The following is a 22,142-nucleotide window of genomic DNA, read 5'->3' on the forward strand; positions in this document are numbered from 1 at the left end:
TATAACATGCCAGCGGGTTTCGGCGGCCAGGGACACTGCGTATTGCTGGCGGTGCGGGTGCTAGGCGGCCTGGGCGGCAGAGCCGCCCTCAAGGAGCCTCACCACTTCGGCCAACGTGGTCTGGGCGCGGTCTCGTGCGTACCAGCGGCGGACCTCCCGGTAGCGCGCCGTCTTGTCGAGCGCTTGCCCCTCCAAGCGCACCCAGGACTGGAGCGGGGCGGGCCGAGGCCCCCACCAGCCAAGCTCGCGGTACGCCTCATCGAGCACGATCACGACGGGAATCGAGCGCGTCCCGCCCGTCAGATGTGCGTCCATCAAGTCCGGATTCGCGTCACGCGCGAGAATGCGCAGGTCGACGGTATCCGACGCGGCGGCGAGTGCAGCCAACGCGGGAATCGTGTTGACGGCGTCCCCACACCAGTCCTCGAGCAGCACCAGAAGATGCCGGCGGGCAGACAGGCGATTGACGCGCGCCAGCAGGTCCGAGTCGGTCGCCGCGCGCTTGGCGTACGTCGCCCACAGGTCGTGATTCGCCGCGGCCTGCGCGACGAACTGGTCCAGGGTGAGCGCGCCGTTGTAACGCGCCTGCAATGTCACGTGCGGTATGGGGTCATTCATGCGGGAGTCTCCGTGGCCGCGCCGACGCATGGTCGGTTAGCGGCTGTGCTTGAACATGAGGTCGACCAACTCGTCGTACATCGACTCGGCGTCGGCGGGATCCGCCGACTGGATGGCCGAGCTGGCACAGTGCTTCAGGTGATTGCGCATCAGCTCCCGCGACACGCTGCGCAGCGCCTCGTGCACCGACGACACCTGCGTCATGATGTCGGCGCAGTAGCGGTCCTCGTCCACCATCTTCTGGAGGCCGCGCACCTGGCCCTCGATGCGGCGCAGGCGCTTGATGTTGCGCTCCTTGGTCGCGCTGTCCACCGCGACGGCCTTGCGGCCACCCGTCGCATCGTCGCCTGGAATGCCACAGCCACAGCCGCAACTGGCGGCCGTGTGGTTGGACGTCGCGCTCGGCGCATCGTCAGCGTCATCGCGCGTTGTGGGCGTGTGGCTCTGCTTCGGGTTCATGGTGCGTGCTCCAGATCAGGTGTTGAACGTCAGGTGGTGTTGGCGCATTCGGTGTGTCGCGGGTGTGTGTCGGTACACGGTGCTACGCCGTGGCCGCGCGAAACCGGCGAAGCCGCAGGCTGTTCATGACCACGCTGACGCTGCTGAACGCCATCGCGGCGCTGGCAAGGATAGGGCTCAACAACAGTCCGGTGACCGGGAACAGCAGGCCGGCCGCGACAGGGATGCCGACGACGTTGTAGGCGAACGCCCAGAACAGGTTCTGCTTCATCGTGCGCATCGTGCGCCGCGACAGCCGGATCGCGTCGACGACGCCCGCGAGATCGCCGCGCATCAAAGCCACGTCCGCGGCTTCGACCGCGATGTCGGTGCCGCTGCCCATCGCGATGCCGATGTCGGCCTTCGCCAGCGCCGGCGCGTCGTTGATGCCATCGCCCACCATCGCGACCACGCGACCGTCGGCCTGCAGGCGTTCGATCTCCGTCACCTTGCCCGCCGGCAGCACTCCGGCGACCACGCGAGCGATGCCAGCCTCGCGCGCGACTGCATCCGCCGTGCGCTGGTTGTCGCCAGTCAGCATCACGACATCGAGTCCGAGGCGCTGCAACCGCTGGATCGCCGCGCGTGACGTCGCGCGGATCGGATCCGCCACGGCAACGACACCGGCAAGCGCACCGTCGATGGCGACATACATCGCCGTCTTGCCTTCGTCACCGAGGCGATGACCTGTCGAGCGAAGCGGCGCGATGTCGACGGCGTAGTCCTGCATCAGTGCTTCATTGCCCACGGCCAGCGCACGTCCCCGCACCACCCCGGTGGCGCCGCGGCCCGTGTGCGACTCGAACGCCTCGGGTGTGTCGACCGGGAGCCCCCGTTCGCGGGCGTGGCGCACCAGCGCATCGGCCAGTGGGTGCTCGCTCATGGTCTCGAGCGACGCTACCAGCGCGAGCATCTCTTCACTCGCGAGCGTGCTGTCACGCACCACCTCGACGTCGGTGACCGCCGGCCGCCCCTCGGTCACCGTGCCGGTCTTGTCGAGCACCACGGTCGTGATGTCGCCCGCACGCTGCAACGCTTCGCCGCCCTTGATCAGCACCCCGAGCTCCGCCCCCTTGCCCGTCGAGACCATGACGGCTGTCGGGACGGCAAGGCCCATCGCACAGGGGCAGGCGATAATGAGCACCGCGACAGCCGCCGCGAACGCGCGGACGGCCGCTTCGCCGGTGCCACCACCCGTCGTGTGCACCGCCACGAACCAGGCGGCGAACGTGGCGACGGCGATGGAGACCACGACCGGAACGAAGATCGCGCTGATGCGGTCGGCGAGACGCTGGATGGGGGCGCGGGATCCCTGCGCATCGCGCATCAGTCTCACAATTTGCGCGAGGACACTCGTCTCGCCGAGCGTGGTGGCGCGGTACCGGAACGCGCCCGTGCGGTTGATCGTCCCGCCGATCACGCGGTCGCCGATCCGCTTCGTGACGGGCAGCGACTCGCCGGTCAGCATGCTCTCGTCGACCGCGCTCTCGCCGCTGGTGAGCTCCCCATCCACCGGGACGCGCTCGCCGGGGCGCACGAGGATCATGTCGTCGGCGCGCACACTCTCGACCGGAACGTCCTCTTCCGCCTCACCGCGTAGGACACGCGCCGTCTTCGGCTGCAGGTTCGCGAGCGCACGGAGCGCGGTCGAGGTCTCCCGCTTGGCGCGCGCCTCGAAGGCGTTGCCGGTGAGGATGAGCGCAATGATGATGATCACCGCCTCGTAGTACACGTCGGGTGTCACCCCGTTGCGCACGAAGAAGCCCGGTGCGACGGTCGCGACCACCGAGTACACGAACGCGGCGCCCGTGCCCACGGCGACGAGCGTGTTCATGTCGGCGGAGTGGTGCCGGAAGGCGGCCCAGGCCCGCGTGTAGAAGTGCCGGCCGGCCCACGCCATGACACCGAACGTCACCAGCAGCAGTCCCCACGAGAGTACCGAGGCCGGGATGGCGTAGAGCCACGGCAGCGCGCTTTGCAGCGTCGGCGTCATGGATTCCATTGCCCACCGCATGAACGGGTCAGCCACCGGCCCGTGGTGATCCGCGCTCATGATTCCCATCAACGGCATGCTGAGCAGCATCGCCAGCAGACCCGCGATCCCACTCGCCCACGCCTTTGCGCGCAGCTCCCGGAACTCCTCCGCGGTTGCCGCGTCGCGCGCGGCCTGTTCCTCGAATGCCGTGCGATCCATTGTCGGCAACTCTGCTCCATAACCGGTCGCGCGAATCCGCTCGACCAGCAAGTCCGGCGACGTCGCCGACGCGTCATATGCAATCGTGGCATTGCCCATCATCAGATTCACCGAGGCGTCGACCACCCCGGGTGCCTTGGCTAACGTCCGCTGAACGCGACCCTGGCAGGCGGCGCACGTCATGCCCGAGACCGGGATGACGACCTTCTCCGATGATGCCGGAGGCGCAGCGGGCCGCGGGTGCGTGATATTCGCGGTGGTCATGGTGTGTGTCCTCGCGCGGGTTGAACTACTCGGCGACGAGCTTGCCGCGCAGCATGCTCATCCCGCAGGTGAACTCGTAGACGCCAGGCTTGGGCGGAGTGACGGTGACGGCGGTGGTCTCATGCGCTGGGAGATACGTGCGGATGCCGAAGTCGCCGAACACGACTTCCTCCGAGCAGCTCGACGTCTCCTGGCGGTCGAACAGCAGGCGCACGGGGGAGCCGGCCCTCACGCGAATGGTCGACGGGGTGTAGCCGCCGTGCACGGCGATGGTGACCTCCTGCGCGCCACTCGTGGGGCCAGCGGTTGCCGTCGCCGGTGCGCGCTCTGCCGCGAAGAAGTACCAGTTCACCCACACGATCGTGGCGCCAGCCGCGGCGATCACGAACCAGTCGATGCCACCGAGTGAGAAGGGCATGGTGATGATCTCCGCGTGTGGAGGGAGATCAGTGCGACGAGCAGCAGCTGCCGCCCGTCGATGCTTGCGGGAGGCTGGCTTTCTGCTGCACTCCGACAGCGGATCCCGTGTCGGACGCGAAGCTCGCCTGGTAGCCCGCGTCGCGGATGGCTTCGATCACTGCCGCGGGGCTCACCGCTCCTGGCTCGAACGACACAGACGCCCGACCGATGCGCACCTGATCGACCTCGACACCCGGGAGGCCCTCCAGCGCGTCGCGCACCGCGCCAATGCAGTGGCCGCATGTCATGCCTGCGATCGTGAGCTCCAGGGGGTGCGATGACTCCGTGCCGCGCGTAGCTGCAACGGCTGGCGCAGCAGGCGAGGTCCCAGGGGCGCTGTGTGCTCCAGCGTTGCGTGAATCGATCGAGCCAGACATGCGAGAACTCCGGTGACGGGAGGCCGGGACATCCGGGAGTGGATACCCTGGTAGGGTATATAGATATATACCCCCCACCCCTATGTCAAGGCGTTCTGCGCTCGGCTCGACTCGCTGCCCTTCACGCTTTGCGTCGGTGCAAGACCGGTCGATCGACTCATGCGGCGCATCACCCGGATGTCGTTCTTGTATCCGACGCCACAGTGGCGAAGCCTACACAGTCACCTCATCACGGTATCACGACCATGACTCCTGCACTGCCTTCGACGCCTCCGACCTCCACCCTTGCCACGCTCTGGCAGCGCGTGCTCGCCGTGGCCGGCGCGACCCTGGTGGCGGCCTGTTCTCCCGAGCGCGCGACCGCGCCGGGCGTCGTCTCCGCGAGCGCTGCCCTCGGCGTCACCAGCGCATCGGCGGAAGACCATGCGCTCGCGTCCATCCGCGCTGCGACCGCCAGATACCATCGCGCCGATGTGGCGATTGCGGCGGGATACCTCAACACCGGCGAGTGCGTGGCATCGCCGAGCGGCGGCATGGGGATCCACTTCGTGAATCCCGCCTTCATGGGATCGCCCGCGCCGAACGGTGATGCCGTGTTCGACCCGGCGCGGCCGGAAGTGCTGATCTATGAGCCAACGAAGAACGGGCAGCTGCAGCTGGTGGCCATCGAATACCTCGTGTGGCGGGCACCGTGGGACGCTGCCCACCCGACCGCATCACCGTCATTCCTGGGTCACACGTTCGCGAAGAGCTTCGCAGAAGCGGCGCACGGTCTGCCGGACCACTACGAGCTGCACGTGTGGTTGTGGAAGCACAACGCGAACGGGATGTTCGCCGACTGGAATCCGAAGGTGAGCTGCCCTGCGGTCGCGACGATCCATCGCTGAAGCGGTCCTGCTCGACCACGTATCCTGCGGCTCGCCGGCTGTCCGGCACCGGTGAGCCGTCGGCGTGCAGGATGCACAACCACCGACCTGGAGGCGGCGGCTCCGCGCGACGAGTCGAACGTCCGCCGCGCGGCGAGTGCTCGACGCGCGGCGCACACGCGGCGTCGGGCATCGCTGCGATCGGCTATAGCCTCACCCGTCGCAGGAGCTGCGCGTTCACCGCGACGATGATCGTGCTCAGCGACATGAGCACCGCACCCACGGCCGGCGTGAGCACGATGCCCCACGGCGCAAGCACGCCCGCGGCGAGCGGAATGGCGACGATGTTGTAGCCCGCCGCCCACCAGAGGTTCTGCACCATCTTGCGATAGCTCGCGCGCGAGAGGTTGACGATGCGCGGAACGTCGCGCGGGTCGCTGCGCACGAGCACCACGTCCCCCGCCTCGACGGCGACGTCGGTGCCGGCGCCGATCGCGATGCCGACGTCCGCGGTGACGAGTGCAGGCGCGTCGTTGACACCGTCGCCCACCATCGCCACGCGCTTGCCCTCGCGTTGCAGCCGCTCGATGTGCGACGCCTTCTGATCGGGGAGCACCTGCGCCAGCACCGCGTCGATGCCCAGCTCGCGCGCGACGGCATCGGCGACGGCCTGCGCGTCGCCAGTCATCATCACGACCTCGATGCCCGCATCATGCAATCGCTTCACCGCGTCCGCCGATTCCGGGCGCACCGCATCGGCGACGGCGAAGGCGGCGATGGTGCGTCCCGACTCGACGAGGTAGATCACGCCTCGACCGGCCGCGGTCGTCTCATCGGCGAATCGCGAGATGTCGGCGCCCAGTGTGACCCCCATGCCGGCAAGCAGGTTGGGACCTCCCTCGGCGAATTGGCGCCCTTCCACCACCGCCCGCACGCCGCGTCCGGGAATCGCCTCGAATTGCGTTGCCGCCGGTACGGCGAGCTTGCGTTCCGCAGCGCTCTTCACGATCGCGCGCGCGACGGGATGCTCGGCGTCGCGCTCCACCGCCGCGGCGAGCCGCAGCGCCTCGTCCTCGCTCAGGCCCTCCTCCGTGCGCATCGCCACCACGCGATGTTCTCCCAGCGTGAGCGTCCCCGTCTTGTCGAAGACGACCGTGGTGAGATTGCGTGCCTCCTCCAGGCCGCGGCGATCGCGCACCAGCAGTCCGCTCTGCGCGCCAAGCGTGGTGGAGATCGCGAGCACGAGCGGCACCGCGAGTCCGAGCGCGTGCGGACAGCTGATCACGAGCACGGTCACGAGACGCTCGACCGCGGTCGCCATCGTCGCGCCCGCGGCGAGCCACGCCACGAACGTGACTGCGCCCGCGCCGATCGCGATCCACGTCAGCCAGAATGCGGCGCGATCGGCGAGCATCTGCGCGCGAGAGCGTGAGGCCTGCGCCTGCGCGACGAGGCGCATGATGCCGGCGAGCGCGGTGCGTTCCCCCGTGCCGGTGACCTCCACGCGCAGCGAGCCCGCCCCGTTGATCGCGCCGGCGATGACCTTCGTGCCCTCCTGCTTCTCGACGGGCGCCGACTCGCCGGTGAGCAGCGCCTCGTTCACCGTGCTGCGCCCCGCGCGCACGACACCATCGGCAGGGATGTTCGCGCCGGGACGCACGAGCACGACGTCACCGTCGCGCAGCTCCGTCACGGGGATCTCGTCGATCTGTTCCTGCGCTCCTGCTCCGCGCACCCGCACGGCCGTCGACGGGAGAAGCTTCGCCAGTTCGCCAAGCGCTCCCTGTGCCTGCGAGATCGACCGCATCTCGAGCCAGTGGCCGAGCAGCATGATGGTGACGAGCGTCGCGAGCTCCTCCCAGAGCGGCATGCCGGGGAAGCCGAGCGCCACGGCCGCGCTGAACGCGAACGCCACCGTGATCGCGAGCGCGATGAGCGTCATCATGCCGGGCAGGCGGTTGCGGATCTCGCCGATGGCGCCGGCGAGGAACGGCCAGCCGCCGTAGACGAAGACTGCAGTGCCGAACACGGCGGGGATCCACGGTGCACCGGGAACGTCCGGCGCGGAGTAGCGGAAGGCTCGCTGGAGCATGTGGCCCCAGACGAGCGTCGGCAGTGTCAGCAGGAGCGAGAGCCAGAACTTGCTGCGGAACATCGCGACCGAGTGGCCGGCGTGCTTGTCGTGCGCGGCGTGGTCGGTGACGTCGTGCCCGGCGTGCCCGGCGTGCCCGGCGTGCCCGGCGTGCCCGGCGTGCGTGCCCGTGCCCTGCGGCCGTCCGTGGCGCGCTGGCATTTCGGGTTCTGCAGCCACTCCGGACGCGGCCGGATGCAGCGGCTCCGGTTGCTGCTCCACGTGTGGTCGCGCGTGCCCACGATGCCCTGCATGCGGATCAGTCATGCCGCGCTCCGTTCGTGCGTGGGGTGGGTACCGTCGCCAGGCAGCATGCGGTGCTGCGCCTGGGGCTTTACGCTGGATAGAATAGCTTCGGGACGATGGCGGGGCCATTCGGCACTCGTGTGAGCACGCACGACGAACCCGCCGCGCTCGGTGATCACCTTGATCCCGCCGATCGGTTGCCGATTACCGGATGCGGCGGTCAGCACCTCCTGAACGGAGTCCTTGTCGCCCTGTCGGCCAAGTGGCTCTCGCGGCGCTCGCGATTCACAGCTTGTACGCCTCGCAGGCTCTTGCGCAGTCGGCGGCGTCATCCATGCATGCCTTGCACTCGGCGTGCGCGGCCAACGGCCGACAGGCCCGTTCGCAGTCGCGACAAGTCTCGGCACAGATTCCTGCGAGGGCCTTCAGCCTCGACACGGGAAAAGTATTCGTGCCAGCCATTGCGCCCATCGCGTCGCACATCGTGAGCATCTCGATCACGCGCGCCTGACAGTCCGCGAACGCGGTCATGCCTTTGCGCAACATCTCGTTGCACATGGTCAGACAGGCTGCACCTGAACTCCGGCAGTCGTGGCATGCCGCGATGACGGCTTGCCGGCGCGCCGCTTCCTGGGTCATTCCCGAGGCGACAGGCTTCGATTGCGAAGGCAGGGCCGCTGCGGGTGCAGTCCCTGCGACAGCGGCCGCTCCGGCAGTCAGGCAGAATTGTCGACGATCCATGAAACCCTCCTTCGTTGTACGTGAATGATGGGCCATTCTCAGCTGCTGGTGCGCCGTACGAGTCAATCCTCGCTCGGCCGTTGGGCCGAAGCGTCTTGCTGCCCATCAGTGGTGCTTGTACCAGCCGAGACCTCGAATGTCGTTCCACGACGTGGTCTGGTGACATTGATAGCACTGGTCGACGCGCGCATCCGGCCGGCGTGCAACGTTCCTTGATACCATGTCGAAATGCATCATCGAGTGACTCGGCGGCGCCTGATGACATTGCACACAGTTGACCGAGCTCGCCGACGGGTGCTTGAACTCCGGGATCGTCCACGCGGCGGTGGCATGACAGGACGCGCAGTCCCGTCCGAACAACGATTGATGCCGGTCCTTGGTGCCGTGACAGGATGCGCAGTCGAGGGCCGCCTCCCTGGTGGTGACCCGTGGATGTGCCGCGGTTCGCGTGCGCGATCCGTCGTGCTGCCGCATCCAGGCCAGTAGTCGACGATTCGTCTCGTTGTCCGCATCCTGCCGTGCCGACTTCAGGCCGATGTCGGCCAGTCCCGCATGCGTCATCGTGACGGGACGCACGGCCAGGCCCTGATGCTCGACGTGGCATCCGCGACACGTGCCGACGGTTGCATGAAAGGCGGTTGACTGCCGCTGCAACAGCGCCGTATTGCCCACATGACATCCGATGCACTTCGCGCCCTCCGCGCTTTTCGCCGGCGTGTGGCATGCAGCACAGTTTCTCTCCAGCGACGCATGCGCGGCGGACAGCCGGCCGGGACTCACCTGCCGCTGCAGGAGCGCCACGTCGGCCTGTTGCCCGTCGTACAGCGCGAGTGCACCCGTCGCGAGCACGGCGCTCATGGCCGCGAGGATCAGGAGGCGTCGACGTGACATGTTCAGGACAGCCACCGAAGACCGAAATGGATCGACGCCCACACGTGCAGTCCGAGCAGGACGTAGAAGGAGATCGACGACACGACGTGCGCCACGAGCCAGATACCGAAGCGACGCCTCAGCACGGCATCCATCCTGATGGCATACTCGAGATCGGCGATCGAGCCCGCAAGCTCCGCGGCGCGCCGTTCGACTCCGGATGCGTCGTCACGCGGTCGAGCCGCAATCGTGCCGGCGAGCTGATTGTACGAGGACACCAGCGGACCGAGCGTTCGCTGCTTCTCGCGCAGCCCGACGGCGACCATTCCCATGACGTGCCGGCCGACGTAGCCGGTGAAGACAACGGCGAATACGGCCCCCATCAACGCAGTGCCGAGCGGACTTCCGAAGCGATGGCCCGTGTGAAGGATCGCGAGTATCGCACCGGCGATGCCGCCGTAGATATGCCAGGCCAGCAAGGTGCTCACCGTCAGGCGAGCGACGACACGCCGCTTGAGGCCGGGAATGCGCTTCACCGCCGCGTAGAGGAGCGATGGCCCGCCCAGCAGGACGGCTGCGGAGATTCCCAGAACCGCTCCGGTACCGCTGCCGGGAAAGCGTGGCGAGCGATGCACCGCGAAGCCGAGCCAGAGCACCAGCTGCAAGGCGATCAGACCGGATACCACGGCCCGCTCGCGCTGCATCGAGGAGCGCATCGGGATGCCTGCGCCCGCGTCAAGCATCGACGGTGATGTCGGTGGTCGCCATGGCCTGACAGGCCAGCACGATGCCAGCGGCGACATCCGCGGGCTCGAGCGCGTCCTGCACCTCCTGCGTGACGACACCCGACAGCAGCCTGGTCTTGCACACGCCGCAGGTGCCCACCCGGCACGAGAAGTCGATGTCGACGCCCACGTCTTCCGACGCCTCGAGCAGCGACTTCGTCGGCGACATCATGGCGGTCTTGCGTGACTTGGCGAACGTCACCACTGCGACCTTCACGTCGGCCGCGAGAGTCGCTTCAGGAGGAGTTGCGGGCTTCTCCTTGCCGATGAAGACCTCGGTGCGGATCTGCTCCGCCGGCACACCCACGTCCGCGAGAATTGCCTTGACCGCATCCATCATGGGTGGTGGCCCACAGATGTGAATGCGACGACTCCGCAGCTCCGGCACGTGCTCCTCGAGCAGCGCCCGCGTGATGCGTCCGGTCCGGTGCGGCCACGACGACGACTCGACGCGCTCGGCGACGATGACCACGTGCAGGTTGGGATAGCGCCGCTGGAGATACTCCAGTTCCTCGCGATAGATCACGTCGACTTCGCCGTTGACGGCGTAGAACAAGAACATGTCACCGGACCACGACCGCGCCGTCAGGTATCGCACGATGCTCATCATCGGCGTGACGCCAACGCCTCCGGCGATCATCACGATGCTGCTCGCTTCAGTGCCGGACATGGTGAACCGGCCCGATGCCGCGGTGACCTGCACCGTGTCGCCCTCCTTGACCCGGTCGTGCAGGAACCGTGACACGGCACCGTGCTCGTCCCGTTTGACCGTGATCTCACATGCCTCGTGCAGCGTCGGCGACGACGCGATCGTGTAGGAGCGCTTCACCGGCTGGTCGCCGGGCGTGACGGTGACCGTCAGGAACTGACCGGGCAGGAACGTGAACGGCAGTGTGCTGTCGGTGGGATGCGCGAGCCGAAAGCTCTTGACTGTGGGTGTCTCGCGAAAAATGCGCACGACACGCAGGAGACCCGTCCAGGCATTCTGCTTCTGCTGCGCCGACGACACCGTGGGCGTGGTCACTGCCAGCGAGTCGGGTGCCGGTTCCCGCATCGCCGGTGGCGGCGAAGCCAACCCCTCAGCCATTAGGGGCGGAGCAGCCGTTTCCCCGACGAGACGCGCGACCAATGCGTCGGCGCGACGCATCCTGGCACCGTTCAGCGCAATCATCGTGATCGCGAAGGCTGCCAGAATGAACATGGCGGCATAGTGGAACCACGATAGTCCGAACAGTCCGTGTGGCGGCGGCCCCTCGGCCATCGCCGTGAGGTTCATCTCGCGGCGGAACCAGCCCAGCGCCACGTCCTGCGGAGAACGTCCTTCGGCCATGGCGCGCCGCAGGCTCACGCCGCTCTCGAATTGTGCAAGGCCCTCGCGCACCTGCGCACTTGCGTCCTGCATGGCCACTGCATCGGAGCGCAGGGCGGCTGCATTCAGCATACCGAACGCCTCCATCATGATCGTGCTGCCTGAGAGCATGTACTGCCCGGCGATCCGCTCGAACTCCTGCCGGTTTTCCCGCGTGAGCTCAGGCACCTGCATCATGGAGGGGTAGAGCGCCTTCGCGAGCCCACCCCCCGTACCGCAGTGCTCTCCTCCCATCATGCCGCACATGCCTTCACCCATGCGGCCGGCCGCTGCGCGAGAGGCGCTGTCCTGCGACACCGAGTCCGTCATGCTCGGTGTCGACGCGACACCCGGCGCCGCTTGTGCGGGCGGTGGCGTCGACCCGGGCGCTGCCGCCGGGTGATGCTTCTCGTGGTCCTTCGCCACCTGTCCGCGTGCCGTGGCGAACGCGGACAGCACCAGAAGCATCGCGGCGGCAACGCGCATGCTACTGGCCCGGGTTCGTCAGGATCACCTTCAACGCCTTCTCCTTGGACGCGTCGGCGAAGGTGTCGTACGCCGTCATGATGTCATCGAGCGCGAAGCGATGCGTGACCAGCTGTGCCGGCTGCAGCTTGCCGGACTGCACCAGTTTCAGCAGCATCGGTATCGCCGCCGTATCGACGAGTCGCGTGGTGATCGCGATGTTGCGATCCCAGAGCTTTTCGAGATGCAGCTGCACCGGCTTTCCGTGCACTCCGATGTTCGCGAGGCGGCCCCCAGGCGCCAGGATCGCCTGGCAGATGTCGAAGGTCGCGGAGACTCCCACCGCCTCGATGGCGACGTCCACTCCCGCGTCATTGGTCAGCTTCATCACCTGCTCGATCGCCGTGCCGTCGGCACTGCTGATCTGCGTGGTGGCACCCAATGTGCCGGCAACACGGAGGCGGTTCGCGTCGAGGTCGATCATGATGATCTCCGCGGGCGAGTAGAACTGCGCGGCCAGCAGGGCCGCCAGACCGACCGGGCCAGCTCCGATGATCGCGACCCTGTCTCCCGGCTGCACCTTCCCGTTCAGCACGCCGCACTCGAACCCGGTCGGAAGGATGTCACTCAACATCACGAAGGCTTCTTCGTCTGCATCGTCCGGAAGATGGTGGAGGCTCGTTTCGGCGTGCGGAGTGCGCACGTACTCGGCCTGTGTCCCGTCGATCGTGTTGCCGAGTATCCATCCGCCCTTCCGGCAGTGCGAGTACATGCCCCGCCGGCACAAGTCGCAGACCCCGCACGCGCTCACGCATGCGATGAGCACGCGATCCCCGACCTTGAACGTCGACACGGCGGACCCCACGGCCTCGATGACTCCGATGCCTTCATGCCCGAGGATACGACCGGGCATCACGCTCGGCACGTCACCCTTCATGATGTGCAGATCGGTCCCGCATATCGTGGTCGTCGTGATGCGGACCACTGCATCGCCAGGATCCTGAATCGCGGGACGCGGCATTGCAACCCATTCGCGTTTCGCGGGCCCGCGGTAGACGAGGGCCATCATGGTATCGTCGGAGCCGACACGACTCACGACATCTTTCCGGAGCTCTTGCGTTGCCGGCATGATCACTACCTCTGGTGTGTGCGTATGCGAAAACTGCTCGCGCTGATGCCCGGTACGCCGTCAACGTCGGGCGGGAGAATCAATCCGTGCCAATGAATTGACGCGACTTCGTGCGGGTCCATTCGTGACATGCAGCATCGATCACCAGATCGATGCCACCGGCACCGGACGCGCCGGCCGCACGCGTGCGGGCGATAGCCGTTCGAGGCTGTCCAGAGACGGCTGCCGGGCCGAGCACCGACCACGCACCCATGGCAGCCGCGTCCTGCAACAGCTGGCGACGCGTCAGCAGCGACCGAAGCGCCGTCATCGGTGCGTGAACTACTTTGCCGATGGGTTCCCGACACCGAGCAGCTTGCTGCGCTGCTCGGCGGTCAGAAGCTTCGTCGCTTCGCCAACCGCCTCGATGAACGCGAGTCGCTGTGTTGCGCGCAATTCTTCTATCTCTCGCGCCTTCGCCTGCACCTTTGGCGCATCCGGCTGATCGGCACCCGTCAGCGTCCAGAGATCCTGCTCGGCCTGTGCGATGCGTCGTTCTGCATTCGCACGATCGACCATCGCTCGCTCCTTGATCTTCGCAAGCGCGGTCTTCTGGTCGCTGGTCAGTCCAATCTGCGGCTGATCGAGAAAGAATCCCGTGGACCCGACGTGATACACGTGCGATGTGCCCGGAACGCCGGGCATCGACGACATCGAGCGCGGCGTCGTGGCCGCCGCTGACGTGCTGCCCGTGGTCGGAGCCGAAGGCATGGTCATACCCGGCATGGTGCTGCCGGCCGCTGCCTTGGTTTTTGCTGGAGGCATCGCACCAGCCTTCGGCTTCATCGACGACATCTTGTCGTCGTCCATCATCTTCATGCTGTCCGGCGGCATTCCCATTTCGCCCTTGTGCATGTCCATCCTGCCCATGCCTCCGGACATCGCGCCCGCTCCCATCATGTCGTCCATCATTCCGCCCATCGGCTTCTTCGCCTTGTCGCCCATGGGCATCGCACCTGCGGGCTTGGCACCCATCCCGCCCATCTCACCCATGTCGTCCATCCGCTTCATGCCTGGCTGCATCGCGCCGGTGGGCGCACCCGTCGACGGCATGGACTGCTGCTTCGCCAATGCGGCCTTCAGCCTCGCGACCTCTGCGCGAAGGTCGGCGAGTTGCTTGGCAACCTGCTGGTCCTGACTGGACGCTTGCGCGGCGACCGTGAATGGCGGCACCGTCACGACGGCCGCAGCGGCCATCAAGGCCACCATGGGTACGAGTCGGCGGACCGGGAATGCGTTGATCGAATGCATATGGCTACTCGGTTGATGAAAGCACGGGTTGGTTCTACGCCAGGAACTGCCGCCGTACGGCGCACTGGTGCGGAACGACAGCGAGTTCCGTCGACACCGTATGTTCTCCGTGCTACCTGAAGTCTGCGCTCCGCTTGCTCGCATACAAGTCGACGATATGCAGTGTTCTCGGCAGGGAATCCCTGACGTCAGTCCTCGGTCCTCGCGGCCTTGCTCGCCGGCAGCGTACGCACGTACTGCGCGATCGCGAGAATCTCGGCGTCCTTCAGCTTGCCCTCGAAGGGGCGCATGTCCTTCCCCTTGCCATGACGGATCACGTGCACCAGCGAGTCCACGCTCAGCGTTGCCATGAACGTGGCATCCGTCAGGTCCCGGATCTTCGGATACTTGGCCTTGTTGGTCGCCGAGGGGACGCCGACGGCCCCGTGACACTGCCGGCAGTTCTTGAGGTACAGTGCCTTGCCGTCGGACGGCGGCGCCTGCGCGGCCGCCGAACGTGGGAGCGAAACGATGGCGATCGCGATCGCCACCATGAGACGTTGCGTCGACTTGATGGCCATGAGAGTTCCTGCGCGAGATGGGAGGACGTGGTTCAGAACGCGATGAGCAGTTCGGCCGCGAGACGCTGGCGTCGCGGACCGAGCATGCGCTGCGGGTCGTCGAGGACCCATTCGAGACCCAGGCGCACATACTCTGGAGAACCAAGCGGCTTCACGGCGCCGACCACCCAGCGCCGAAGCTGGTCGTCGGACCGGTCGCGATTGCGATCGAGGGTTTCGTACCGGCCATAGACGGCGACAGGCCACTCGGTGAACGAGTACTGCGCCGAGCCCCAGTAGCCGGCCCCGGAGGCACGTGGCCCGTCGAGCGCCGTCCCCTCGTCGTCGAGAAGAGGCAGACGCGTGTCGCGTCCAAGCGCATAACCACCGAGGAGCTCCACGTTGCGGTAGATCTTGTTCGCGGTGGCGACGAAGCGAGTGTACCGCGCTGCGCGGTCGGGGGCGGCAAAGTCGAGGCCGGGCGTCGAGCCGAAGTACGCCATGAGGGCCACACCCGACCCGTTGGCGTCCCACATGAACTGGTTGGTCACGGCGAGGTCGACGCGGCTGGTGAAGCGCGTCTCCGCCTCCTCGTCCTCGCCTCCAGCGCCGGGGTCCGCGACAGTGCGCGCGGCGGTTTGCACACCGTTCACGCGTGCGAACGACGCGCCACGCAGGCGCAGCGCCTTCGCGGCCGTCACCGACGCTTCGCCCTCCGCCTCGAGCGGCTCGACCGCACCCAGCCCGCGAAGCGCGCGCACGGACAATCTGTTGCGCCCGTTGAAAACCCAGAACGCTTCCGCCGCGGCGTTGTCGGCGCTGAATCGGAACGGAACGGCCGCAGTGAGCCCCTCGCCGATCGCCAGCGGCACGGCAATGCCGGTGGGCCTGTCGAGACCCGCGAGCGCGCCACCGTAGATCAGGTGGCCCATGCCCACGCGGAGTCCGCCGTACGAGGTCTCCTTGCCCCACGTTCCCGTGCCCTCGACGGCGTACTCCGCCGCACCGCCGGATTCGCGGCCGATTTCCACGTATGCACCGAAGTTCCTACCGAACGGTCCGGCGAGGAAGGCGCTGGCCAGCGGAATGGTCACGTCGTTCGTCGCGTCGTCGCCGGTTGTCCTGGCGTACGCATATTCCACGCGCGTCCGCTGTCCCAGGTACTCCCGGATCCGGCGCATGTCGGCCTTCTCGCCGATCTCGTCGGGCATGCGATAGCCGGCCCACTTGAACTGGATGCCGGTCGCGTTCAGTCGCGGCACCGCGGGCGAATGACAACCCGAGCACGACATGTTGTAGCGCCGCGCCCACGGGGGCAGCGCGTGAGACACCCGCGGCGCGAACGCGAGAGCGACGATGGTCAGCAGCGTGACCGCACGAATGACTACGAACGACTGGGGGCGTCGCATCGGATCTCCCATGTGTGACGTGAATGCACACCGGCGCTCACGTACCGGGTGCCGGCGAGGCGGCCTTGAGCTGCGGGAACGTGTCGCGGAAATCGGGCTGACGCGGTGGCGCCCCCGGTCGTCCACGCAGCGTGCCGAGATAGCGCGCGAGCTCCTCGACCTCCTGGTGGCTGAGCACCGGCGGGCCGAAGCCCGGCATCTCGCTCTCCGGGTGGAAGAGCCGTGGCGACTCGATGAAGCTGTGAAGCCATGCGGTCGAGCGTTTCAGGCCGACCTCGGTGAGTTCAGGCCCCTCGTCGCCTCCCTTCTGCCCCGCCACCACGTGGCAGCTCGCACACTGGCGCTGGAAGCTCGCGCGACCTGCGCGCTCGACGGCGGCCAGCGGCGCCGAGTTCGCGGAGGCCAGCTCCGGCCCACGTTCACCGCGCATCGCGCCGAGCTCCTGAAGCGCAGCGCCGAGCAGATAGCCGGATCCGCCGAGCAGCACGGAGAGCGATGCGAGCGCCACCGGGCGCTTGCGGAGGTTGCGTGCGCTGCGACGATCGAAGAACGGCAGCCCGATCAACGCGACGAACAGCAGCAGCGGCACCCCGACCGCGACGGTACTCTCCAGCGACCCCGGGAACAGCTTCAGGAGCTGGTAGAACGGGAGGAAGTACCACTCCGGCTGCGGCACGTAGGTCGTGTCCGTCGGATCCGCTGGCGGCTCCAGCGTCGCGCCGCGCACGAGCGCGAGCGCGGCGATGACGAGCACGACGGCGGCCGATGCGACCAGGTCCTTCGTCACGATGTGCGGCCAGAAGCGCACGCCGCCGCGCTTCGTCGCCGCGTACGCGGCGGCGTAGTGCGCAGGATAGGCCGGGTCGTCCGTGCGCGATGGCGCTCCCGCCTCGAGGGCTGCCGTGCGCGCAGCGATCCCCTGCCTGATCACGAGCACGAGGTGCAGCGCGACGAACCCGCCGAGCAGGATCGGGAGCCAGAGGACGTGCAGCGCATAGAAGCGGGAGAGCGTCGCGGCGCCCAGCATCGACCCACCGCGCAGCACCGACGCGACGAACCCGCCGACGACTGGCGCCGTTCCGGCGAGACTGGTGCCGACCTGTGTCCCCCAGTACGCCTTCTGATCCCAGGGCAGCAGGTATCCGGTGAATCCGAACGCGATCGTGATCGCGAGGAGCGCCACGCCGAGCAGCCAGTTGGGTTCGCGCGGGTACTTGTATGCGCCCATCGCGAACACGCGCACCATGTGCGCCATCACGAGGAGCACCATCGCGCTCGATCCCCACGTGTGCATCCCGCGGAGGAATGCGCCCATCGGCACCTGCGTCTGGATGTAGCGGACGCTGTCGTACGCGTGATCGGGGGCGGGGGCGAAAAACGTGGCGAGCACGACCCCGGTGACGACCTGCACCAGGAACGCCGTCAGCGCTGCGCTGCCGAGGGTGTGCCACCAGGTGAGGCCATCGGGCACCGGACGATCGAGCAGCGTTCGCCGGATCCCGCGCCAGTCGATGCGCTGGTCCAGCCAGCCGCGCCGCTGTGAGGCGATGTCGTCGGACGACGGATCGGACGGCTCGACCGGATTGTCCACGTCACGCCTCCGCGCGTTCGGGGACACCGATCCGGAACGTCTTGTATTGCACGTACACCGCGCCCGCCTCCACCTTCACCGGCAGCGGATCGAGCCCGCGAGGTGGCGGGCCGCCCACGACGGCCCCGGTCCTGCCCTCGAAGAGGCCGTGATGGCACGGGCAGTGGAAGCGCTGCGTATCCGGCTCGTAGGTGAAGCTGCAGCCGAGGTGCGGGCATACCCCGCTGTAGCACGTGAACGTCTCGCCGTCCTCCGTGCGGAGCCAGACGTTGCGAAGCACGCGACTTTCGACCCATGCGTCGCTCACCGGCTCGACGAAGCTGACCGCGACCGGTACTCCGATCTCCACCTGATCGGCTTCGGTGACCTTGATCCACTCCTCGGAGCCCGCCTTGCGGCGACCGGGCGACAGGAACGCCACGAGTGCGGGAACACCCACGACGGCGCCCACCGTGGCTGCCGCTCCTGCGCTGAGCAGCTGGAGCGCGATTCGTCTGGGCACGGGAGTCGCCGCGCCGGCCGTACCCGCACCGTCGACGGGTGCGGTGTGCGACGCCGTGTCGCACGCATGGCGTTCGTCGGCGTGCGCCGAGCGCGGCTCGCCTGTATTCGGATCCGGGAAGGACATGCGCTATTACGCCGTGAGTTGAACGTCGCGGTGGTGGAGATCGCCGGGAGGAGTGGAGTGTCCAGACTCTGGCGCAGCGTGCTGAGCGCCAGCTGAGCGCTCGCTGAGCGTTCCGGTCGCATCCCGGACTCGCCAGCTCCGCACGGCAGCAGGGTGCCGGCACCGTGCTCGCCGCGTGCGGGAATCCCCGACCTCCGGCGCCGGCCTTGTCCGCGGTTCCCTGAGGGATTTCAGGGAAGGCCCGATGGTGACGGTCGCGATTCGCGCGAATACTCCCCGTGGTCGGCGAGCGTCGTCGTGCGCTCCCCGGCTCGTCTCACCTCGTCCGGGCGCATTCCGGCGCCCGCCCGAGGCGACTCCTCCGGCAACCGGACCGATATGCACAAGGTACTCGTGATCGACGACGATCCCGCAATCACCAGCGTCCTCAAGCGCGGTCTCGCGTACGAAGGGTTCGCGGTGGATACCGCCTCGACCGGACCGCAGGGACTTGCGATCGCTCGCGACCACAATCCGGACGTCGTGGTCCTCGACCTCATGTTGCCCGGGATCGACGGCTACGAGGTGCTGCGCCGGCTTCGGCAGGCCGACGAGTGCCTGCCGGTGCTCATGCTCTCGGCGAACGACGCACCCGAGGCGCAGGTCAAGGGATTCGCAGACGGCGCCGACGACTACGTGGCGAAACCGTTCAGCCTCGACGTGATCGTCGCGCGGCTTCGCGCGCTGATGCGAAGGCGTCAGGCAGAGCAGCCCGACGTCCTGCGCTTCGACGACCTGTCGCTGGATACGGGCACCCGGCGCGCCCGCCGCGGGACCCGCGACGTGGAGTTGACCAACACCGAGTTCGAGGTCCTTCGCCAGTTCCTGCTGCACCCTCGCCGCGTGCTCCCGAAGCACATGCTCATGGATCGCGTGTGGGGCTACGGCTTCGACGGCGGTACGAACGTGCTCGAGGTATACGTGAAGCAGCTGCGGCAGAAGCTCGAGGCGGCCGGCGAACCACGGCTCATCCACACGTTCCGTGGTGCCGGCTATGTCCTCCGGGAGTGCTGATCGTCCGCAGCCGAGAGTACGGCCGGCGGCACGCCTCCATCGTCTGCGCGGACTCCGGCTTTCGTTGCGGCTCCGTCTCGCGCTCTGTTATGGAGCGCTGACGGCGGGTGTCGTCGTGCTGGCGTGCACATATGGCTACGCGGTGCACAGTCGCACGCACTACGAGCAACTCGACGGCAGCATGCAGGCAGCCGCGGTGCACATCGCCGCGGAGCTGGTGCTCGCGTCGACTCCGGGCGCGCGTGACACGGTGATCTCCGCTGCCACCAGCCTTGGTGTAGTGATCCGTCTGATCGATGCGCCTCCTGGATTCGTCGGGCAGTCCCGCGACGCCGGCGCGCCGAGCATCGATCCCGGCTGGCTCCGCCGGGCAACGCCGGGGCCGGCCTATCCACCCCTCGCCACGCTGGCCCCCGTCGTCCATACCCACGCCGACGTGGGCGGCAGATTCACGGTGTTCGCGCCGGCATCCGGCGCGCGCTGGCGCGTCTTCGATCTCCCCGCCACTCCGAGCCGTCCGGGCATCGCTGCCGTCGCGCCGCTCGAACAACTCGACGCCTCCCTGACGACCTTCGGGCACGTCATGGTGCTCTCCGGCGTCGTCGGGACGTTCGTGACCCTCGTGATGGCGTGGTGGATGGCGGCGCGACTCCTTCGCCCGGTCGTTTCCCTCACGGAGACCGCAGAGGAGATCGCGCGCACGCGTGCCTTCGACCGGCGCGTGGCGCTGCCGGGCGCTGGAGGAAACGCACACCACGCGCAACACGCGCAACACGACGAGCTCGCGCGGCTCTCTTCGACGTTCAATCGCATGCTCGCAAGCCTCGAACAGGCGTACGCGGGACAGCAGCGTTTCGTCGCCGACGCCTCGCACGAGATCCGGGCACCCCTCACCGCGATCATCGGAAACCTCGAGCTCCTGACACGGTCGGTCCCGGACGCGGAGCGCGCGGTCGCACTGATCGAGGCGCGCCGAGAAGCCGACCGGCTCGCGCGTCTCGTGGCCGACCTGCTCACCCTGGCGCGCGCCGACGCGCGTGCGAGGGTGATCCGCACCGACTACGTGGCGATGGCAGACGTCGTGAGCGACGCGCTACGCGACGCACGGCACCTGCTCCGCGGGCAGGTACTGTCCGTCGACGCGATCGACCATGTCGTCGTGACTGGCGATCGCGATCGCATGCTGCAGCTGCTGCTCATTCTCGTGGACAATGCCGCCAAGTACACGCCCGCTGGTGGCCAGCTGCACATCGCGCTTCGGCGGGTCGCGGATGGCGGCCGCACCGCGGCGGCGCTCTCCGTACGCGATTCCGGCGTCGGGATCGCGCCGGAGGATCTCCCGTACGTCTTCGACCGCTTTTTCCGGTCGGACCGTGCGCGTGCCCGCGAGCCCGGCGGCTCGGGGCTCGGATTGGGAATCGCGCAGTGGATCGTGGAGCAGCATCGCGGAACGATCACGGTCGACAGCACGCTTGGCGTGGGCACGACGGTTCGCATCCTGCTTCCGGCCGTCGAGTGAGCCGCGGGGCTACCGTGCGCATTTGGTCACGCACGCGCTCATCGGGTCACGCACCCATCGGCTCGCGACGCTGGTCGACGTAGAAGCCCGGGTTCGACGCGAAGCGCGAGGCACAGGTGGTGGAGCAGAGGTAGTATCTGCGTCCCAGGAAATCCCGGATGGCCGCAGCACTGCCGCCGGACACGCGCATGCCGCACACCGGGTCGACGTGCGACGCAAGCTTCTGATAGCCGGCATCCGTTTCGAACGAGAGATACAACTGCACGATGGCGAGTATCTGCTGGTCGAGCCACGCGACCGCGGCATCCCACCGTGCACGGGCCTCCGGTGACGCATCGTCGCCGCGCGCCACGATGTCGTCGAGCACGCCGAGCGCCACGGCGTGGTGCGCCTGATCGGGGAGTGCCACGAGTACCGGGATCACCTCCATACGCGTGAAGAGGCTTGCGGCGGCCCGCTCCACGTCCAGCAACGCGCCGGTCACGAGCGAGACCTTCGCCGGAATCCGATCCGTCCGTGCGAAGGCGAAGTGCATGCGCGTCCCGCCCGGCGTGTGGATCGTCTCCAGGCCGGAGTTGGGAAATCGGGTGGCGAGCACCTCCAGGCGAGACTGCAGCAGGCGCGTGCAAATGAACGACCGCACGCGCTCGAATGCTTCCATCGCGGCGTCACGGCTGGCCATCTCCACGGCAACTGCCTGCACCCGGCCCGCACGGCTGTGGGTCTGTGTATCGAGCAGTGCCTCGACGCCGCTCGCGAACGAGCCGATTCGCGGATCGTGCAGCTGGCGGTCGCGCAAGGCCTCGGACGGCAAGGGTGAACCGTGGTGCGTATCGGTCCCGGACTCGTCGCTGATCTCGCGGTCGGTCGTCATGTGATGCTCCATGATGATGTGATGCTCCGTCGACTGACGGGTAGCCGAATGCGGCGCCTGCCTGGACGAGCCCTCCGTCCGGCCGGATCGTACGCGTCCGCATTGAGCGCTCGCTGAGTGGCCGCTGAATCGTCGCGCGACGTCACCACCGCACCCACACGTTCCGATGTGCACGCAATGCGAAATGCAGGAACGCTCGCGTGTCCTAACGTGTCCTCACCGCGCGCTCAGCTGTCGTTCAGCGGGTC

Annotated in this window: 21 protein-coding genes; 3 read left to right on the forward strand and 18 right to left on the reverse strand. The window is 67.7% G+C overall.

The genetic code is table 11. The features are described from left to right. Window positions 1–60 precede the first annotated feature (60 nt). From B2747_RS00100 to B2747_RS00120, 5 genes are all read right to left on the reverse strand, one after another. Window positions 61–618 carry a thioredoxin family protein gene (locus B2747_RS00100; RefSeq protein ID WP_291155147.1) on the reverse strand — a complete coding sequence of 186 codons (558 nt, stop codon included), beginning with the start codon at window positions 616–618 and terminating at the stop codon, window positions 61–63. A 36-nt stretch (window positions 619–654) separates the two neighbouring features. Next, window positions 655–1,077, reverse strand: a complete 423-nt coding sequence (locus B2747_RS00105; protein WP_291155150.1) for a metal-sensitive transcriptional regulator — start codon at window positions 1,075–1,077, stop codon at window positions 655–657. A gap of 82 nt (window positions 1,078–1,159) precedes the next feature. Further along, window positions 1,160–3,574 (reverse strand): heavy metal translocating P-type ATPase, encoded by a 2,415-nt coding sequence (locus B2747_RS00110; protein ID WP_291155153.1) that lies wholly within the window; start codon window positions 3,572–3,574, stop codon window positions 1,160–1,162. 25 nt (window positions 3,575–3,599) lie between these two features. Continuing rightward, window positions 3,600–3,992, reverse strand: coding sequence for a cupredoxin domain-containing protein (locus B2747_RS00115; protein ID WP_291155155.1), 393 nt, complete (start codon window positions 3,990–3,992; stop codon window positions 3,600–3,602). Window positions 3,993–4,020: 28 nt separating this feature from the next. After that, complete coding sequence (locus tag B2747_RS00120; RefSeq protein WP_291155157.1) at window positions 4,021–4,410, reverse strand: heavy-metal-associated domain-containing protein; 390 nt, start codon at window positions 4,408–4,410, stop codon at window positions 4,021–4,023. A 245-nt stretch (window positions 4,411–4,655) separates the two neighbouring features. Between B2747_RS00120 and B2747_RS00125 the strand changes: the two genes are divergently transcribed. Beyond that, window positions 4,656–5,297, forward strand: coding sequence for a hypothetical protein (locus tag B2747_RS00125; RefSeq protein ID WP_291155160.1), 642 nt, complete (start codon window positions 4,656–4,658; stop codon window positions 5,295–5,297). A 184-nt stretch (window positions 5,298–5,481) separates the two neighbouring features. On the opposite strand, the gene B2747_RS00130 is transcribed toward B2747_RS00125, so the two are convergent. The 12 genes from B2747_RS00130 to B2747_RS00185 all read right to left on the reverse strand — a co-directional run bounded on the left by B2747_RS00130 (window position 5,482) and on the right by B2747_RS00185 (window position 18,448). Next, complete coding sequence (locus tag B2747_RS00130) at window positions 5,482–7,569, reverse strand: heavy metal translocating P-type ATPase (protein WP_414652152.1); 2,088 nt, start codon at window positions 7,567–7,569, stop codon at window positions 5,482–5,484. Window positions 7,570–7,938: 369 nt separating this feature from the next. Continuing rightward, the gene (locus B2747_RS00135) at window positions 7,939–8,394 is read right to left on the reverse strand and encodes a hypothetical protein (protein WP_291155165.1); all 456 of its coding nucleotides are present in this window, start codon (window positions 8,392–8,394) and stop codon (window positions 7,939–7,941) included. A 105-nt stretch (window positions 8,395–8,499) separates the two neighbouring features. Further along, entirely contained in the window at window positions 8,500–9,285 is a 786-nt protein-coding gene (locus tag B2747_RS00140; RefSeq protein ID WP_291155166.1) for a cytochrome c3 family protein, read from the reverse strand. Between the two features lie 2 nt (window positions 9,286–9,287). Then, window positions 9,288–10,007, reverse strand: coding sequence for a hypothetical protein (locus B2747_RS00145; RefSeq protein WP_291155168.1), 720 nt, complete (start codon window positions 10,005–10,007; stop codon window positions 9,288–9,290). Further along, window positions 10,000–11,883 (reverse strand): 2Fe-2S iron-sulfur cluster-binding protein, encoded by a 1,884-nt coding sequence (locus B2747_RS00150; RefSeq protein WP_291155170.1) that lies wholly within the window; start codon window positions 11,881–11,883, stop codon window positions 10,000–10,002. Before B2747_RS00150 ends, B2747_RS00145 begins: the two co-directional genes overlap by 8 nt. A 1-nt stretch (window position 11,884) precedes the next feature. Beyond that, window positions 11,885–12,931: a zinc-dependent alcohol dehydrogenase family protein gene (locus B2747_RS00155; RefSeq protein ID WP_291155172.1), complete on the reverse strand. Its 1,047-nt coding sequence runs from the start codon at window positions 12,929–12,931 to the stop codon at window positions 11,885–11,887. A gap of 139 nt (window positions 12,932–13,070) precedes the next feature. Beyond that, window positions 13,071–13,301: a twin-arginine translocation signal domain-containing protein gene (locus B2747_RS00160; protein WP_291155174.1), complete on the reverse strand. Its 231-nt coding sequence runs from the start codon at window positions 13,299–13,301 to the stop codon at window positions 13,071–13,073. 11 nt (window positions 13,302–13,312) lie between these two features. Beyond that, window positions 13,313–14,281, reverse strand: coding sequence for a Spy/CpxP family protein refolding chaperone (locus tag B2747_RS00165; protein WP_291155176.1), 969 nt, complete (start codon window positions 14,279–14,281; stop codon window positions 13,313–13,315). 188 nt (window positions 14,282–14,469) lie between these two features. Next, window positions 14,470–14,841, reverse strand: a complete 372-nt coding sequence (locus B2747_RS00170) for a c-type cytochrome (protein ID WP_291155178.1) — start codon at window positions 14,839–14,841, stop codon at window positions 14,470–14,472. Between the two features lie 32 nt (window positions 14,842–14,873). Further along, the gene (locus tag B2747_RS00175) at window positions 14,874–16,229 is read right to left on the reverse strand and encodes a hypothetical protein (RefSeq protein ID WP_291155180.1); all 1,356 of its coding nucleotides are present in this window, start codon (window positions 16,227–16,229) and stop codon (window positions 14,874–14,876) included. A 37-nt stretch (window positions 16,230–16,266) separates the two neighbouring features. Further along, the gene (locus B2747_RS00180; RefSeq protein WP_291155182.1) at window positions 16,267–17,820 is read right to left on the reverse strand and encodes a cytochrome b N-terminal domain-containing protein; all 1,554 of its coding nucleotides are present in this window, start codon (window positions 17,818–17,820) and stop codon (window positions 16,267–16,269) included. A 1-nt stretch (window position 17,821) separates the two neighbouring features. Then, window positions 17,822–18,448 (reverse strand): ubiquinol-cytochrome c reductase iron-sulfur subunit, encoded by a 627-nt coding sequence (locus B2747_RS00185; RefSeq protein ID WP_291155184.1) that lies wholly within the window; start codon window positions 18,446–18,448, stop codon window positions 17,822–17,824. A gap of 378 nt (window positions 18,449–18,826) precedes the next feature. On the opposite strand from B2747_RS00185, the gene B2747_RS00190 reads away from it, so the two are divergent. Together B2747_RS00190 and B2747_RS00195 are read left to right on the forward strand one after the other, a co-directional pair. After that, window positions 18,827–19,501, forward strand: coding sequence for a response regulator transcription factor (locus B2747_RS00190; RefSeq protein WP_291155186.1), 675 nt, complete (start codon window positions 18,827–18,829; stop codon window positions 19,499–19,501). A gap of 142 nt (window positions 19,502–19,643) precedes the next feature. After that, on the forward strand, window positions 19,644–21,020 hold the full coding sequence (locus B2747_RS00195) for a sensor histidine kinase (RefSeq protein WP_291155188.1): 1,377 nt from the start codon (window positions 19,644–19,646) through the stop codon (window positions 21,018–21,020). Window positions 21,021–21,066: 46 nt separating this feature from the next. On the opposite strand, the gene B2747_RS00200 is transcribed toward B2747_RS00195, so the two are convergent. After that, on the reverse strand, window positions 21,067–21,894 hold the full coding sequence (locus tag B2747_RS00200) for a YHS domain-containing protein (protein ID WP_291155190.1): 828 nt from the start codon (window positions 21,892–21,894) through the stop codon (window positions 21,067–21,069). Between the last annotated feature and the right edge of the window lie 248 nt (window positions 21,895–22,142).

The sequence above is a fragment of the Gemmatimonas sp. UBA7669 genome (assembly GCF_002483225.1).
Lineage (GTDB): Bacteria > Gemmatimonadota > Gemmatimonadetes > Gemmatimonadales > Gemmatimonadaceae > Gemmatimonas.